The 14,590-nt window shown below is 72.5% G+C and carries 17 protein-coding genes; 10 read left to right on the forward strand and 7 right to left on the reverse strand.

What is annotated here, in order from left to right; translation table 11 throughout:
- Positions 1–726 (forward strand): helix-turn-helix transcriptional regulator (locus ACTOQ2_RS38870; RefSeq protein WP_440106231.1); only part of this gene is annotated, 726 nt, incomplete at its 5' end.
- A 240-nt stretch (positions 727–966) separates the two neighbouring features.
- Here the strand turns inward: ACTOQ2_RS38870 and ACTOQ2_RS38875 are convergent.
- The 3 genes from ACTOQ2_RS38875 to ACTOQ2_RS38885 all read right to left on the reverse strand — a co-directional run bounded on the left by ACTOQ2_RS38875 (position 967) and on the right by ACTOQ2_RS38885 (position 2,515).
- Entirely contained in the window at positions 967–1,242 is a 276-nt protein-coding gene (locus ACTOQ2_RS38875) for a dihydrofolate reductase family protein (protein WP_440106233.1), read from the reverse strand.
- Positions 1,167–1,499 carry a dihydrofolate reductase family protein gene (locus tag ACTOQ2_RS38880; RefSeq protein WP_440106235.1) on the reverse strand — a complete coding sequence of 111 codons (333 nt, stop codon included), beginning with the start codon at positions 1,497–1,499 and terminating at the stop codon, positions 1,167–1,169. The genes ACTOQ2_RS38875 and ACTOQ2_RS38880 overlap by 76 nt, the downstream gene beginning before the upstream one ends.
- Before the next feature lie 203 nt (positions 1,500–1,702).
- Positions 1,703–2,515, reverse strand: coding sequence for an aminoglycoside 3'-phosphotransferase (locus tag ACTOQ2_RS38885; protein ID WP_440106237.1), 813 nt, complete (start codon positions 2,513–2,515; stop codon positions 1,703–1,705).
- A gap of 233 nt (positions 2,516–2,748) precedes the next feature.
- On the opposite strand from ACTOQ2_RS38885, the gene ACTOQ2_RS38890 reads away from it, so the two are divergent.
- From ACTOQ2_RS38890 to ACTOQ2_RS38905, 4 genes are read left to right on the forward strand one after another with little or no spacing between them, the layout of a single operon-like run.
- Positions 2,749–3,327, forward strand: coding sequence for a DsbA family protein (locus ACTOQ2_RS38890; RefSeq protein WP_440106239.1), 579 nt, complete (start codon positions 2,749–2,751; stop codon positions 3,325–3,327).
- A gap of 49 nt (positions 3,328–3,376) precedes the next feature.
- Positions 3,377–3,655, forward strand: coding sequence for a phosphotransferase (locus ACTOQ2_RS38895; protein WP_440106323.1), 279 nt, complete (start codon positions 3,377–3,379; stop codon positions 3,653–3,655).
- Positions 3,616–4,524 (forward strand): LysR family transcriptional regulator, encoded by a 909-nt coding sequence (locus tag ACTOQ2_RS38900; RefSeq protein ID WP_440106241.1) that lies wholly within the window; start codon positions 3,616–3,618, stop codon positions 4,522–4,524. Before ACTOQ2_RS38895 ends, ACTOQ2_RS38900 begins: the two co-directional genes overlap by 40 nt.
- The gene (locus ACTOQ2_RS38905; RefSeq protein WP_440106325.1) at positions 4,506–5,408 is read left to right on the forward strand and encodes a serine hydrolase; all 903 of its coding nucleotides are present in this window, start codon (positions 4,506–4,508) and stop codon (positions 5,406–5,408) included. Before ACTOQ2_RS38900 ends, ACTOQ2_RS38905 begins: the two co-directional genes overlap by 19 nt.
- A 79-nt stretch (positions 5,409–5,487) precedes the next feature.
- Here ACTOQ2_RS38905 and ACTOQ2_RS38910 read toward each other — a convergent pair whose 3' ends face one another.
- From ACTOQ2_RS38910 to ACTOQ2_RS38920, 3 genes are all read right to left on the reverse strand, one after another.
- A complete protein-coding gene (locus ACTOQ2_RS38910; protein ID WP_440106243.1) occupies positions 5,488–6,423 on the reverse strand; it encodes a hypothetical protein in 936 nt (311 codons plus the stop codon).
- Between the two features lie 23 nt (positions 6,424–6,446).
- The gene (locus ACTOQ2_RS38915; protein WP_440106245.1) at positions 6,447–6,968 is read right to left on the reverse strand and encodes a SigE family RNA polymerase sigma factor; all 522 of its coding nucleotides are present in this window, start codon (positions 6,966–6,968) and stop codon (positions 6,447–6,449) included.
- Positions 6,969–7,196: 228 nt separating this feature from the next.
- Entirely contained in the window at positions 7,197–8,798 is a 1,602-nt protein-coding gene (locus ACTOQ2_RS38920; protein WP_440106247.1) for a condensation domain-containing protein, read from the reverse strand.
- A 268-nt stretch (positions 8,799–9,066) separates the two neighbouring features.
- Between ACTOQ2_RS38920 and cseB the strand changes: the two genes are divergently transcribed.
- The 3 genes from cseB (at position 9,067) to ACTOQ2_RS38935 (ending at position 12,563) form a co-directional block, all read left to right on the forward strand.
- A complete protein-coding gene (cseB, locus tag ACTOQ2_RS38925; RefSeq protein WP_440106249.1) occupies positions 9,067–9,789 on the forward strand; it encodes a two-component system response regulator CseB in 723 nt (240 codons plus the stop codon).
- A gap of 1 nt (position 9,790) precedes the next feature.
- Entirely contained in the window at positions 9,791–11,059 is a 1,269-nt protein-coding gene (locus ACTOQ2_RS38930; protein ID WP_440106251.1) for a sensor histidine kinase, read from the forward strand.
- Positions 11,060–11,288: 229 nt separating this feature from the next.
- Positions 11,289–12,563: an acyltransferase family protein gene (locus ACTOQ2_RS38935; RefSeq protein WP_440106253.1), complete on the forward strand. Its 1,275-nt coding sequence runs from the start codon at positions 11,289–11,291 to the stop codon at positions 12,561–12,563.
- Positions 12,564–12,597: 34 nt separating this feature from the next.
- On the opposite strand, the gene ACTOQ2_RS38940 is transcribed toward ACTOQ2_RS38935, so the two are convergent.
- Positions 12,598–13,281, reverse strand: a complete 684-nt coding sequence (locus ACTOQ2_RS38940) for a TetR/AcrR family transcriptional regulator (RefSeq protein ID WP_440106255.1) — start codon at positions 13,279–13,281, stop codon at positions 12,598–12,600.
- 178 nt (positions 13,282–13,459) lie between these two features.
- On the opposite strand from ACTOQ2_RS38940, the gene ACTOQ2_RS38945 reads away from it, so the two are divergent.
- Positions 13,460–13,585, forward strand: coding sequence for a hypothetical protein (locus tag ACTOQ2_RS38945; RefSeq protein ID WP_440073414.1), 126 nt, complete (start codon positions 13,460–13,462; stop codon positions 13,583–13,585).
- A gap of 1 nt (position 13,586) precedes the next feature.
- Positions 13,587–14,540 (forward strand): NAD(P)-dependent alcohol dehydrogenase, encoded by a 954-nt coding sequence (locus tag ACTOQ2_RS38950; RefSeq protein WP_440106257.1) that lies wholly within the window; start codon positions 13,587–13,589, stop codon positions 14,538–14,540.
- Positions 14,541–14,590 lie beyond the last annotated feature (50 nt).

Below are 14,590 nucleotides of genomic sequence, written 5' to 3' on the forward strand. Positions count from 1 at the left end.
GGATCGCGGCGCGGCGCGCAGGCGTTCGGCCTCGGCTCGGCGCTCGCTTCGGCGATGCTCAAGGTGGTCGACGCGCTGCCGGAAAGCTATCGGGACACCGCGGCCGGCGCGGCCGGGCGATTGCTCGTCGACCCGGAGACCGACCTCCTCTCTCGTCGGCCGGCCGACGAGGAGGTGTCCGACGCCATAGCGGCCGAGGTCCTGCGCGCGGTGTTCGCCGGGCACAAGCTGCGCATCCACTACGCGGCCGTGGACCAGACCCCGCAGTGGCGCACGGTGGACCCGATCGGCCTGGTCACCGTACGCGACCGGGGCTACCTGCTGGCCACGAGGTCCGGCGCGGACCGCACCTACCGGCTGTCCCGGCTCCTGGCCGCCGAGGAACTCGCCGAGCCCGCGCAGCGACCGGACCGGGTCGATCTGGACCGGGCCTGGCAGGAACGCAGCACCCGGTTCCGGACCGGCGGCGACCAGGTCACCGTGCTGGTACGGGTGGACCCTGCGCGGCGGGAGGACCTGGTGGGCACCGCGCTGGCCGTCCACGCCCAAGAAGCCGATCCAGACGGCCGGCTGCGGCTGGAGGTGACCTTCCAGGATCCGAGACACGCCGAATGGGCGCTGTGGCAGCTCGCCACGAACGCGGAGGCCCTGGCCCCGCAGTGGTTGCGCGACTCCCTGCGCGACCGTGCCACCGCCATCGCCACCCGCTACGGAGTGCCGTCCTGAGAGGTGTCGCCTTCGGTCCGTCACCCGCGCCGAACCCGTTGAGCCGCAGCCGGGAAGACCCACACCGGGGCCGGCGTACCCGGCCCTCCCTGCGTCGCGTGCGCGTACCCGCGCCCGAGGGGGCCGCGACGACGGCGCGGAGCCGGGGACCGCGCCTGGGCGCCGGTGAGCACGGTCCCGCCGGCTCGGTGTCGCGCGGGAAGCGGAGAAGCGGGCCGGTCCCGCGCCCGGAGGCGATGGTCAGTCGGCCGGGCGGTAGTCCAGGACGATGGCGCCGGAGCTGAAGGCCGCGGTGCCGGCCAGCTTCCAGGCGGAGGTGGTGACGCCGTCGGGGAACAGCCGCTTGCCGGAGCCGACCACGACCGGGTGCAGGAAGAGCTTCAGCTCGTCGATGAGCCTGTGCTCGATCAGGTAGGCGACCAGCTCGCCGCTGCCGTAGATCAGCAGGTCCTGGCCGTGCTCGGCCTTGAGCCTGGCGACCTCGCGACATCCCCCTCGATCACCGTGGCGTTCCACTCGGGGTCGCGCAGGGTGGTCGAGGCGACGTACTTGGGCAGGCTGTTCATCTGCTCGGCCCCCGGCGTGCCCTCCATCTTCGGCCAGGCCTGCGACATGCCGTCGTAGGTCTTGCGTCCCAGCAGCAGCGCCCGGCTGGCGTGCAGCTGGCCGCTCTGGAACCTGGCGTGCTCGTCGTTCCAGTACGGGCCGGTCCAGGCGGGCTCCTCCACGACGCCGTCCATCGAGATGTAGATGACTGCGACGACCTTGCTCATGTTCTGCTCCTCGGGGGTGGCGGCCCGTCCGGCCCGCTGCTTCGATGTGCCTTCAGCGTGGCGGAACCCGTTTACGGATTGTTTACGGCTTACGCTCCACCGGTTGCGCGGATCCGGCGATCCCGGCCCGCCCCGGGCGGCGGAACCCGTACGGGCGTGGCCGCCGTGCCGGGCGCTCGCCGGGCGATCCAGGCCGGGGCCGGTCAGGCCATGTCCCAGAGCAGACGGTAGTAGGCGATGCGCTCCGGGTCGGGGGCGATCCCGTACGCGTCGTACACGACGCCGTCGTAGCCCGGCTCGTAGTTCCACTCCATGCTCCACACCGCGACCGCGAGGTCCGCCCACCGGTCGGCCACGCCGAGCGAACCCAGGTCGACGTGCGCGGCGAACGTGCCGTCGTCGTGCAGCAGGGTGTTGGGGACGCACGCGTCCCCGTGACAGACGACGAGGCGGTCGACGGCGGGCGGCTCGCCGATGCGCGCCCGGGCCGTTGCGAGGTCCAGGTGCCGGTGCTCGGGAAACCGGTCGGCCGGCCCCTCGCCGCCGGCGATGCGCTCGTCGGCACGGACGAGCCGCCGGTCGACGCTCCAGTCGTACGGGCACAGGTCGACGGGCAGCGCGTCGTGGAGCAGGCGCAGCCCCCGGCCGATCGCGGCCGCCGCGGTCACCGGGTCGACGCTCCACCGGGGATCCACCGCCGAGAGGCCGGGAACCGCCTCCGTGACCAGCCACGCGCCGTCGGCGTCCGTGCCGTGCTCGACGACCCGCGGGACGGTCACCCATCGCCGCGCCCAGATCAGCCGCTCCGCCTCGCCGGGGAGGTCGATCTCCGGGGTGCCCGCGGAGACCCACTTGACGTATCTAGTGGCACCGTGCCCGCCTTCGAGGCGGAACGTCAGGCCGCCGAGCTCGTTGCGCCACACCGGGGTGACGGTGTCATCACCGGCGAGCGCCGCGACGACGCCCGGGACGGCCACGGGGCCGGTCGGGATCTCCGAGATGACAGGACGGCTCATGAGAACCTGATCCTCCTGGAGGAGCGGTGCCGGTGACAAACAGGTTTCCGAGCCGGTGAAGGCCCGCCGCGGAGAGCCCCCGGAGAAGCCGGTGCCGGGAGCGGCGCGAAGCCCGATCCATGATTCCGGCTTTGACCGCTCTTAAGCTGCGGCGCCCCGGGGGTGGGTAGGAACAGGGGAGTCCTCGGGCGCACGGGTCCGGGTCTCTCCCCGAACATCGCGAGGAGGACCTCATGAGCACGCGACCACAGCGGGCGACGGCGCCCGTCCGGGTGCCGGCCGGTGCCTCCGACGAGGGGGACGGCATCGTCGTCGGTGCGGGCCCGGTCACCGTTGACGTCTACATCGACTTCCTGTGCCCGTTCTGCAGGACGTTCGAACAGACGTCCGGGCCGACACTGAACGGGATGGTGAGGGAGCGGGCGATCAGCCTGGTGTGTCACCCGATGGGCTTCCTGGACAGGTTGTCGACCACCCGGTACTCCTCCCGCGCGTCGGCGGCCTCCGGTTGCGCCGCGGACGGCGGGAGATTCGTCGAGTACACCCGCGCTCTCTTCGCCGGCCAGCCCCCCGAGGAAGGACCGGGACTCACCGACGACGAGCTGATCGAACTCGGCGGCCCGGCCGGGCTCACCGGCCCGGCGTTCGGCGAGTGCGTGCGCGACGGCGCCTACCTCGACTGGACCGCCTACGTGACGCGGAAGGCCATCGAGCGGGGGGTGAGCGCCACGCCGACCGTCCTGGTCGAGGGCACACCCGTGCCGGCGACCCCCGAGGCGATCGTGGCCGCCGTGGCCGCCGCCGCCCGCTGACCCCGCCCCTGGAGGGGGCGGCCCTGGCCCCCTTCCCCTCGCTCTCCTCATTCCCGGCTCCCGGCCGGAGGTCTGGGTGCACGGCGACCTGCTGCCGGGCAACCCGCTCGTCGTCGACGGCCGCCTGTCCGCGGTCATCGACTTCGGCGGCCCCAACGTGGGCGATCCCGCGTGCGATCTCCAGCCCGCCTGGAACGTGTCCCCGGGTGACAGCCGCCTGTCACCGGGACCCGATGCCATCAAGGATGGAAAAGGCGACTTAATGCTGAAATGGCATAAACTTGCCTCGTGGACGTCCTTGGAGCCTGGAGAGCGTTCGTCAACGTGAGCGATCAAGGAAGCTTCACGGAGGGTGCGGCGGCCACGCGCGTGCCGCAGTCGGTCGCGAGCCGCCGGATCGCCGCCCTGGAGAAGCACCTCGGGGAGCGGTTGTTCGATCGGTCGTCGCGCGGGGCGATGCTCACGCAGTTCGGCCGCGACATGCTTCCGTCGGCGAAGCGTCTCGTCCGCCTGGCCGACGACATGGAGCACGAGGCAGAACGGGCCAGGCTCAATCCCCTGCGTCTCGCCGTTCCCGACATCTGCACCGTTCGCGACCTCGCGCACCTCGGCGCGGAGGCCCTCGGCAACGACATCCACCTCGACTTCCACGCCGCCGCCCCGGCCGAACGGGCGGAACTCGTCCGATCTCGCGAGGTTCGCGCCGCCCTCACGGTGACGCCGCCCGGCGACGCGACCTGGTCCGTACAGCTGGGCCTCGCCGGTGCCACGGATCTCCCGGTGGCAGCCGTCTACGTCGAGACCCTCCGGGCCGGCCGCGCCGCGCGGTCGTCGCGAAGAAGCCGGATCTGGATCCAGCCCGAGGACGACGTCCCCCACATCCGCGACCGGATGTTCCGGATCCGGGACGCCGTCGGCCTCCAGCCCGCGCAGGTCGTCGTCGCGGCCACGCTCACCTCCGCCGCGGCGGAGGTCTTCGGCTCGGCGGATCTCCTCCTGTGCTCGGTCCGGCAGGCCGAGGAGCTCGGGCTACACTGGCGCCCGATCGGCGAGGTCCACCTCGCCCGCGGCTTCGAGGTGTCGGCCGCCGTCGGGGACGACGCGGAGCGCGTCAGGACCCGGCTGTGGCACGCGATCGCCCGCTGTCTCGGCGCGCGCGAACAGGACGGAGGGACACCATCAAGGTCGAGAGCCTGATCCGCGAACTCCGGCGGACGCTCGACGACGCCGGGCTGCGCGGATCGTTCCTGGTCCGTGACCTGCACTCCGGTGACGAGGTCGGCATCGAGCCGGACCTCGAGTTCCCGATCGCCTCGCTCGTCAAGGTTCCGCTCGCCATCGCGACGCTCGAACGCATCCGGAAGGGCGAGCTCGACGGCTCCACGCAGATCCTCGTGCGGCCGGGCGGGATCACCACTCCGGGGCCGACCGGGCTGAGCAGGTTCCGGCATCCGGCCAGGATCGCCGTCGACGACCTGCTCTACCTCAGCACCTCCCTGAGCGACAACACCGCGGCGGACGCGCTGTTCGCCCTCATCCCGCCCGCCGAGGTCTCGGCGGTGCTGCACGGGCTGGGGCTGCGCGGCATCACGGTCCGCCACACCATCCAGGAACTCGTCGACACCCCGGTGGAACGCCTCGGCCCGGCCGACGCCCACCTCGCCCACTTCCTCGCCATCGAAGCGGGGACGGCCGGGCGGGGGCATCGAATCCCGCAACTCGACGTGACGCGCGCGAGCTCGGGGTCCGCGCGAGCGTTCATCGACCTCCTGCGGGCACTGTGGACGCCGTCCGCGATCGACCCGGGCGTCGCCGAGCGCGTGCGGGTCCTCATGGCCGACAACATCCTGCGGCACCGGCTGGCACCCGATTTCACCTCCGACGCCTCGAAGTGGTCCTCCAAGACCGGGACGCTTCTCAACCTCCGCCACGAGGTCGGCGTCGTCGAGCACGCCGACGGCCAGGTCTTCGGCGTCGCCGTGCTCACCGAGTCCCGCGTGCCGGCCGCCAGCCAGCCCGGAGCCGAGGCGCTCATGGCACAGGTCGCGCGCACCCTCCGCGATCGGCTACGCCACATGTGAGCCGCCGGACCCCGTGTGCCCGGGCCGGGGCGATATCGCCCCGGCCCGGGCACACGGCCGATGGATGCCGGACAGCCGGTCAGGGGTTCTTGACGATCGGCTCCTCGGTCGGCTTGTGGTCCGGCGCGCCCGCCGGTTCCTGGTCCGGCTTGACGATCGACTCCTCGGCCGGCTTACGGTCCGGCGCGCCCGCCGGTACCCGGTCCACCTTGTGGTCCTGCTTGTCGGCCGGTAGCTGCTCCACCTGGTCGGCGGGCGGGGCCGTGACCGTCACCGGGGTGCCGAAGTCCCCGAAGTCCAGGACGTTTCGCTGGCCGATGTCGCCGAAGACGACTTCCAGACGCCGGACCCGTCCCTGGTCGTCCACGCTCACGGCTCCGGTGATCTCCACCGGCCTGTCGGTGATCTCCTTGAAACCGGGCTCGCCCGTGTCCTCCAGCGAGAACGTGAACCTCTGGCCGGTCCAGCCCTGGCCGGAGGCGGAGCCGTCCTCACGGACGTCAGTGGCCGAACGGAGTCGTTGCAGGGCCGCCTGGGGGTCCAGCGGAGCGAGCTTGACCAGGGCGACGGCCTGCGGAGCGCTCTTCAACTCCGCATCGACGCGCGGAGAGACCATCCACTTCGCCTCGCGCTGCTGCCGGACGTACATCAGATCGCCGACGAACCGGGTTTCGGCCCCGTCCCCGGCCCTCGTGATGACACCCACGCGCTGGGCGGGGGCGAAGGCACCGTCGAACGTCTTGGCACCGCTGGTGCCGTGAATCCGATAGCTCTCCCGGCTGGTGTTCTCGGCCGCGGCGGCCACCTGGGCCTGCGCCGAGGACTGGCTCACGGGCAGGAGCAGCGCGACCATCCCCACCGCCGCCGCGGCGGCCAGCGAGGCGATCGGGGCCAGGACCCGGGCCGGGCCGCGCCTCGGCGCCGCCGGTGCCGGCATCGCCGGCATGAGGTCGATGCCTGCCGGCCGATCCTCGGTGGCCCTGACGAGCAGTGCGCGCAGTTCCTTCTCGTTCATGAACGGCTCCTCGTGTCGGTGTCTCACCGGATCCCACTCCCCTCCGCCTCGGTTCGGTTGACCATCGTGTCCGGCGAGATCATCCGGCGCATCGCCCGCAGACCGCGGTGCGTGTGGGTCTTGACCGTTCCCGTCGAGCAGCCCATCAGCTCGGCGACCTCCGTTTCCGGCAGGTCCACGAAGAAGCGCAGCACCAGAGCGGTCCGCTGCCTGACCGGCAGCCTCACCAGCGCGTTCCGGACCTCCTCCGCCACCGCCCGATCCTCCCCCGCGTCCCCGGGGCCGGGCAGATCGGGCAGATCGGCGCGCGGGATCTCACGGCGCCACCGAGCACGCCACCAGGATCGATAGGTGTTGACCATGATGCGGCGCAGATAGGCGTCCGGTTCGCTGCTGGTGTCCAGCCGATGCCACACCCGGTACAGCTTGCCGAGGCAGGACTGCACCAGGTCCTCGGCCGTGTGCCAGTCGCCGGTGAGCAGGACCGCCGTTCTCAGATGGTGGTCTCCCCGATGTCGCACGAAGTCCACGAAATCCGCGTCCACCCGGTCTCCTCTCGTCGGTGAAAGCCACCCCTGACACTCCCTGAGCCACGCCCCGGGTTGACCGGAAGGTCATGGAGTATCCAGAGATTTCCGTTAGGCGTGGCAATCACCCGGAGCAAGCGGCCCGGCGAACGGCGGCATCGTTCCACCGGCGACGCGAAGGCGACGCGAAACCGCCCCGGCGGGACGGTTTCGCCTTCGCCCTTCAAGCTCGGAAGGGCCCTCGGATCACCCGCCGGTCGTCCCTGCCACGACGGGTGCGGACGCGTCCGGCGCCTTCGCCGGGTCCTCGGCGGCATCGGCTCGGGAACGTTCCCGGCCGAGGGGACGCTCGACCGGGGTGATGCCGCACAGGCCGGCGACGGTGTCGAGGGGGACGTCGGCGGCGACCGCGCGGACCAGCAGGGTCTCCATCCCGCGCAGCAGCGCGTACACCGTGGTCCGGGGCAGGTAGGCGGTGTCGGCCAGCAGGTGGAGCTCGCAGGCGTCCCTGGCCTGGCCGGTGATGAACTGGACCGTGGTGGCGTCCACGTGCTCCCAGGAGCCGGCCGGGGAGAAGGTGGTCCGCGCGGTGAGGGCGGCGATCGCGGCGGGATCTCCCGGCGGTTCCACCGCGGGCAGGTCGGGCCAGTCGCCGCCGCCCCGCGTGTCGTTGAAGTAGGCCGACAGGTCGATGGGCCCGCCCCGTTCGCGGCCGAGCTCCTCGCGCATCGCCATCAGCCTCAGCGGTTCGTAGAGCGCATGGCGGTAGGCGGTCAGTGCCTGGCGGTGCCCGGTCCGGATGGCCTCGGCCAACGTCCCCCCGGGCGGCAGGTCCAGCGTGAAGATCCCGTCCTGGGCGGCCGGGCCCACCAGCACACCGATCCGCGGATCATGCCGGTTGGCCGCGATGAGCTGCATCACCACCCGGCGATGCCCGGTCAGCGCCGACAGCAGCACCGCGCTCGCCGTGGTCAGCACACTGGCCGAGCTCACCCGCCGGCGCGCCGCCAGCACCTCCGCGGCCACCCCCAGCGCCACCGACTCCATCCGCACCCGGATGAACCGCGGCTCCTCCGCCACCACCGGCGGATAGTCGAACATCGAGCGAGGCGCCTCCTCCAGCACCGCCCGCCAGTGCCGGAACGCCCGCTCCCCCCGCTCGGCCCCCGCCCCCTCCCGCTCGAAGAGCGCCTGATCCATCGGCTGCCACCCCGGATCGGGCCCCTCGGTCCCGGCCAGCAGCGCACGCCAATCGGCCGCCAGCAGATCCAGCGCGCCCCCGTCGGCCGCCAGGTGCGACACCCCGAACGCCACCGCCCGAGGCCGCCCCTCCACCGTCACCACCGCGCACCGCACCGGCAACTCGCCCGCGTAGTCGAACACCTCCGCCGCCAAGCCTTCGGCCACCTCCCTGACCACCGCCATCGGCCTGGCGTCCCCGCCCTCGACCACCTCGACCACCAGCCGCCCCGAACGCGCCACCTGCTGCACCACGCCATCGGCACCCGGCCGGAAATTCGTCCGCAACGTCTCGTGACGCTCGAACAACCGCCGCACCGCCCCCAGCACCACATCGAGATCACGCCTGCCGTACACCGGCAACGTCCAGGGCATGTTGAAATAGGGATCATCATCACCCCGCCACGTGGTCAGCCGCCAGATCGACGCCTGACCCCAGGTCAGCGGAGCCACCCCACCCCGCGCACCGGCGAACTCCACGACGACCGCACGCCGCGGCAGCCCGGCCACCGCCACACCCGGCCCGGACGGCGGCCGTACCCGTGCCGCCGGGGCCGGATCGTCGATTCCCGCCCGGGCCGGTTCGAGATCGGATCGCGGAGAAATCACGCCGTCGGAATCCACGCCACAAGGCTGATCTTCCCGAACCATGGTGTCAACGGGTGTTCCGGCAGCTGGACCGCCGTTTCGCCCCTGCGGGATCCCGGTCTTCGCGCGGGCCCGAGGACGCCCGGCCATCCGGTACGAGAAGCGATCGATCCGTCCCGCATGGTGTTCCCGCGACCGGCGAGGGAGGCGATCGATCCGTCCCGCGCGGCGCCGCCGTGAAGAGAGATTATGGTGTCCTAGGTGAGCCATCCGCCGCATTTGGGGAGATATGTTCGATTTTAGGGTCGATAGCGCCCCGGCGACTTCTGTCACCGTGCTGCTCGTCGAGGACGACGCGGTGATCCGCAAGACGGTCTCGATGGCGCTGGAGCGCTACGGCTACGAGGTGTCCGTGGCCGGCGACGGCCTGACCGGCCTGGAACTCTTCCGGGACGGGCGGCACGATCTCCTGCTGCTGGATGTGATGCTGCCGAGCCTGGACGGCATCGGGCTGTGCCGCAGGGTCAGGGAGTCCAGCACGGTCCCGATCCTGATGATGTCCGCGCGGGGTGACGCGCTGGATGTGGTGTCGGGCCTGGAGGCCGGGGCCGATGACTACGTCGTCAAGCCGGTCGACACGTCCGTGCTGGTGGCCAGGATCCGCTCGCTGCTGCGCCGGGCCACCTTCGCCCCGGTTCCCGGGCACGCGCCGGAGCCCGTCTCCGGCGGTGACCTGGTCTTCGGCGATCTGACCATCGACACCGGCGGCCTGGAGGTGCTCCTGGCCGGTGAGCCGGTCACGCTGGCCCCCACCGAGCTGCGGCTGCTGCTGGAGTTCGCGGCGCATCCGGGAATCGTGCTGGACCGGCACACGCTGTTGCGCGACGTCTGGGACTACGGGTGGGACGGTGACAGCCGCGTGGTCGACCTGTGCGTACAGCGGCTGCGCAAGAAGATCGGCGCCGATCGGATCGAGACGGTCCGCGGGTTCGGCTACAAGCTGCGGCGCTGAGATGGGACACGCCGTCGCCCGGCCGGCACGCGGGCTGCCGAGCTGGAGGTCGCTGCGCTGGAAGATCGCCGCGCTGGTGACCGTGGCCTCCTGCGCGGTGGCGCTGGCCGTCGGGGTGCTGGTGCATCGGAGCACCCTCGATCGTTCCATGACCATGGGCAGGGGTCAGGCCCTGACCGCCCTGGTGTCCGCGGTGGACGACCACCGGCGCCCTGGCGGTGCCTGGACCGGCGAATCCGACCCGGAGCGCATCCCGCCCATGCTGCTCCAGCAGGTCAGGAGCACCGGGCAGGCCGGCACCTGGTACGACGACCGTAACCCGGACATCCCCTGGATGTGGGCGGCCGAGCCCGTCGGCGACCAGGTGGTGGCCGTACAGATCGACATGGGCGTCGAGCTGCGCAGCCGGCAGGCGCTCGACCGGCACATCGTGATGGCCGCGCTGGCCACGCTCGGGGTCGTCGTACCCTCCGCGGCGCTGGCCGCCGAGCTGCCCAGCCGGCGGCTGAGGCGGGTGGCCAGGACCGCGCGGCGTATCGCGGACGGCGACCTCAACGCCCGGACCGCGGAGGGCGGCCGGGGCGGTGACGAGATCACCGAGATCTCGGCCACCGTCGACTCGATGGCGGACAGCCTACGGGAGCGGCTGCTGAGCGAGCAGCGCTTCACCGCCGACGTCGCCCACGAGCTGCGCACCCCGCTGATGGGTCTGGTCACCTCCGCGGAGTTGCTGCCTGAGGGTGAGGTCACCGACCTGGTCAGGGACCGGGTGCGGGTGCTGCGGGCCCTGGTGGAGGACCTGCTGGAGATATCCCGCCTCGACGCGGGCGCCGAACACGCCGATCCCAGGCCCGTGGCGCTGGGCGACGTCGTCGAGGACTGCCTGGCCAGGACCGGGCTCCAGGCGCGGCTCACGGTCACCGGGGCCGCCGGGGGCACGCAGGCCGAGACCGACCCGCGCCGCCTCGACCGGATCCTCGCCAACCTCGTCGCCAACGCCCACCGCCACGGCCGCGCACCGGTCGAGGTCACCGTGGACGGCACGACGATCGTCGTGCGCGACCACGGTCCCGGATTCCCCGGCGTCCTCCTGGCGGAGGGGCCGCAGCGCTTTCGCACCGGCACGGCCGAACGCGGTCGCGGCCACGGCCTGGGACTCACCATCGCCCTGGGCCAGGCTCAGGTGATCGGCGCCACCCTCACCCTGGCCAACGCCGCGGACGGCGGCGCGGTCGCCACGCTCCGCCTTCGAGACCTCGAAGGCTCCTGAGGTCTCCGCGTTCTCTGCGGCCTCCACGGCTTCCGAGGAGACGCGCGGCCTCCGGGCCGATACACACCCGATGCACAGCTGAGCGGCCCCGGATACGCGGTCCCGGCGGCACGGACATCCGCACCGCCCAGGGTGGCCGGTGCGCGCGACCGTCGCGCGCCCGTCCCCCGGAGGTGCCCGCCCCATGCGCTCTGCCCGTACCCGCGGTGTCCAGGAAGAAGCCGGCGGTGTGCCGCGACAGGAGCGGCCGCACCCGGATGAGCCGACCTCGGCGCACCGTGCCGGCCGATCGCACGGCGGGCGGCCGCCCGCCGACGCGCCGGAGCGGCTCACCGGCGCCGCGGACCCGGGCAGGACCCCGCGGCAGCCGGGGTCCGCGGGCGGCGAGGGTCCGGAACGCGCGCGCTGGGCCGACGTGGCCAAGGGCGTGTGCATCCTGCTCGTGGTGCTCTGGCACGTCGTCGTGAAGCACTACCTGCGGATCGACTGGGGGGTGTCGCCGCCGATCCCGGGGGCCTGGGGCGCCCTGACCGAGCAGCTGCTGCCGCTGCGCATGCCGCTCTTCTTCACCATCTCCGGCATGTTCGCCGCCGGCGCGGTGACCCGGCCGTGGCGGGTCGTACGCCGCTCGAAGGTGGGCCGGTTCCTCTACCTCTACGCGGTGTGGCTGCTGATCCACACCGCGGTCCTGGCGCTCGTGCCGTCCTTCGACACCGCCCGCGCCGGCGACGTCGCCGATCTGCTGGCCCAGCTGACGATCACGCCGTCCAACCTGTGGTACCTCTACGCGCTCGCCCTGTACTTCGCCCTGGCCAAAGCCGCGCGCCGCGTCCCGGCCGTCCTGGTGCTGGGAGGAGCGCTGGTGCTGTCGGCCGTGGCGTCGGCCGGGCTGCTGGAGACGCCGGGCAACCGCGGCGGCCTGTACCAGAACCTCGTCTTCTTCCTCGCCGGGCTGTACTTCCGGCCGTTCGTCGAGCGGCTGGCCGCCACCGCGGGCTGGGGGCGCCTGGCCCTGACCGGCGCCTGCTACGCCGGGGGTCTGGCGGTGATCGCGATGACCGGCGCCCGGGCCTGGCCCGGCGTCTGGCCGGTGGTCTGCGCCGTCGCGACGGCCTTCGGCGTGACGGCCGCGGCGCTGCTCGGCCGCAGCGCCACGCTCGGGAACGCGCTAGCGGGGCTGGGGCGCCGCACCCTGCCCGTCTACGTCATCCACATGCCCCTGCTCGCGCTGCTGCACCTGGCCCTCGTGCCGCCGCTGTCGACCGGCATGGACGGCGGGTTGCGGATCGTGCTCGCCGTCGTCGAGCCGGTCGTCCTGACCGCCCTCGTGGTGTGGCTGTGCCTGGCCTTCCACCGGTTGCTGCTGAAGCTGCGCGCCACCTGGCTGTTCGATCTCCCCGGCCGCGGCTCGCGGGGCCGCCGGACGGGCGCAGGACGAACACCGATCGTTGGAGAAGGCTCGGGCCTTGACGGCTCTCCCGCGCGGACCTCACCACCGGCCTGAAGGCCGGAGCACCGGCTCCTCCGGGGAGCGCCGACTATCCGGCGGAGCGGGCCGGCGAAAGGCCGTACATGTGGCGCAGCCCGAACGGGGGCGCCGGCGGCAGGGGATCGGCCCTGCCGGGAGGATCGGCCTGGAAGGACCGGAGCAGGTAGGCGACGAGCCTGCGTGATGCCATGAGCGCCTCCTCGGCGGATTCGGCGACGATGCCGCTGTTGGCCATGAGCAGCAGCACGAGGTCCGCCGGCTCGAAGTCGGCGCGCAGCCGTCCGGCGTCCTTGGCCCGCCGTGTCAGCTCGGCGAAGCCCCGCTCGGCGCGGACGCGTTCCCGCTCGTGGTCGACCGCGTCGGGAAAAGCCGTCAGGAACGCCGCGGTGAATCCCCGGTCGGCGGCCTGCATGGCGCACACCTTCTCGATGACCGTACAGAACCCGTGCCACGGGTCGGGATCGGCGAGGGCCTCGTCGACGACCGACACGCACGCCTCCATCTGGTCGGCGAACACCTCGGTGATCAGCGACTCCCGGGTGGGAAAGCGCCGGTAGAGCGTGGCCACCCCGACACCGGCCCGGCGGGCGATGGCGGCCATCGGCACGCCGAGCCCGAGCGTGGCGAACGCCTCGCGGGCGGCCCCGAGGATGCGGTTGCGGTTGTGCAGCGCGTCCACGCGGAGCCCGGACGGGTCCGCGGGACGCGGTATCCGAGAGGAATGGATAGACATGTTTCTCACATTATCTCAAATGGAGCACCCTTTCCGTTTAGCCGGTTAGCCTGGCGATACGTGGAAATCGCCGCCCACTTTTCCCAGGTGTGCGGAGTTCGTCCTGGGTTGGTGACGGCCGTCGCGGCCGCGGGAACACGACGGTGGGCACGGCCCGCACCCTCGTCCGATCAGCGAGGTGCCCGGGCGCGATGACCCCTGCCCGCATGCCCTCGCGACGCGCCGCCAGGACCCGGCCGACATCACGACCATGCGCAAGCCCGGCGACCGGCCGGACAGATTGGACGACGAGGACAGTGACTGAGATGCGCGCGGCCCGGTACGACAGGTACGGACCGCCGGAGGTGCTGTACGAGGGCACGTTGCCCAAACCGGTCGCGGGGCCGGGTGAGGTGCTGGTGCGCGTGCACGCCGCCGGCGTGAACGGGGGCGAGCTCCTGGGCAGGGCGGGGAAGATACGCCTGGTCACGGGGCGGGGCTTCCCGAAGGGCACGGGAATCGACTTCGCCGGCGAGGTCGCCGTCCTGGGCTCCCCCATGTCCGGCCTCAGGGTGGGCGACCGGGTGTGGGGGACGCTGCCCCGGGCGTCCTTCGGAAGCGCCGCCGAGTTCGTGGCCGTCCGCCCCCGGCAGCTCGCCCTCGCCCCGGCGGGGCTCGACCCGGCCCAGGCCGTGTCCCTGCTCGCCGGAGGCACGACGTCGATCACCGCCCTGCGTGACAAGGCCCGCCTCAGGGCGGGCGAGCGGCTGCTCGTGCGGGGCGCGAGCGGCGGGGTCGGCAGCGTCGCCGTCCAGCTCGGGCGGGCGTACGGCGCCCACGTGACCGCGCTCGCCGGGGCCGGGAACCTCGACTTCGTACGGGACCTCGGCGCCCACGAGGTCTTCGACTACGCGACCACCGGACCGGCCGACCTCGGCCCCTTCGACGTCGTTCTCGACACCGCGATCGGCACCGAGCTCGGCGCCTTCCGCCGGCTCCTGGCACCGGGAGGACGGATGGTGACGATCACCTTCGACTCCCGGCACATCCTCTCGTCCCTGTCGTACATCCTCGCGTCCACCGTGTTCGGTTCGCGGCGCGTGCGGTTCTTCAGTGGAAACCCCACCCACCGGCTCTTCGCCGACCTGACCCGGCTGGTGGAGGGCGGGGACCTGCGGCCGGTCGTCGACACGATCCGTCCCCTCGCCGACATCGCCGAGGCCCACCGGGCACTGGAGGCCGGCGGCGTACGCGGCAAACACGTCATCCGCATCGGGTGAGCGGAAAGGCCCCGCCGCCGGTGCCGGGCGCGGCGGGGACCTTCGACGAC

It is taken from the genome of Streptosporangium sp. H16 (assembly GCF_051918855.1).
In the GTDB taxonomy this organism is placed as follows: Bacteria; Actinomycetota; Actinomycetes; order Streptosporangiales; family Streptosporangiaceae; genus Streptosporangium.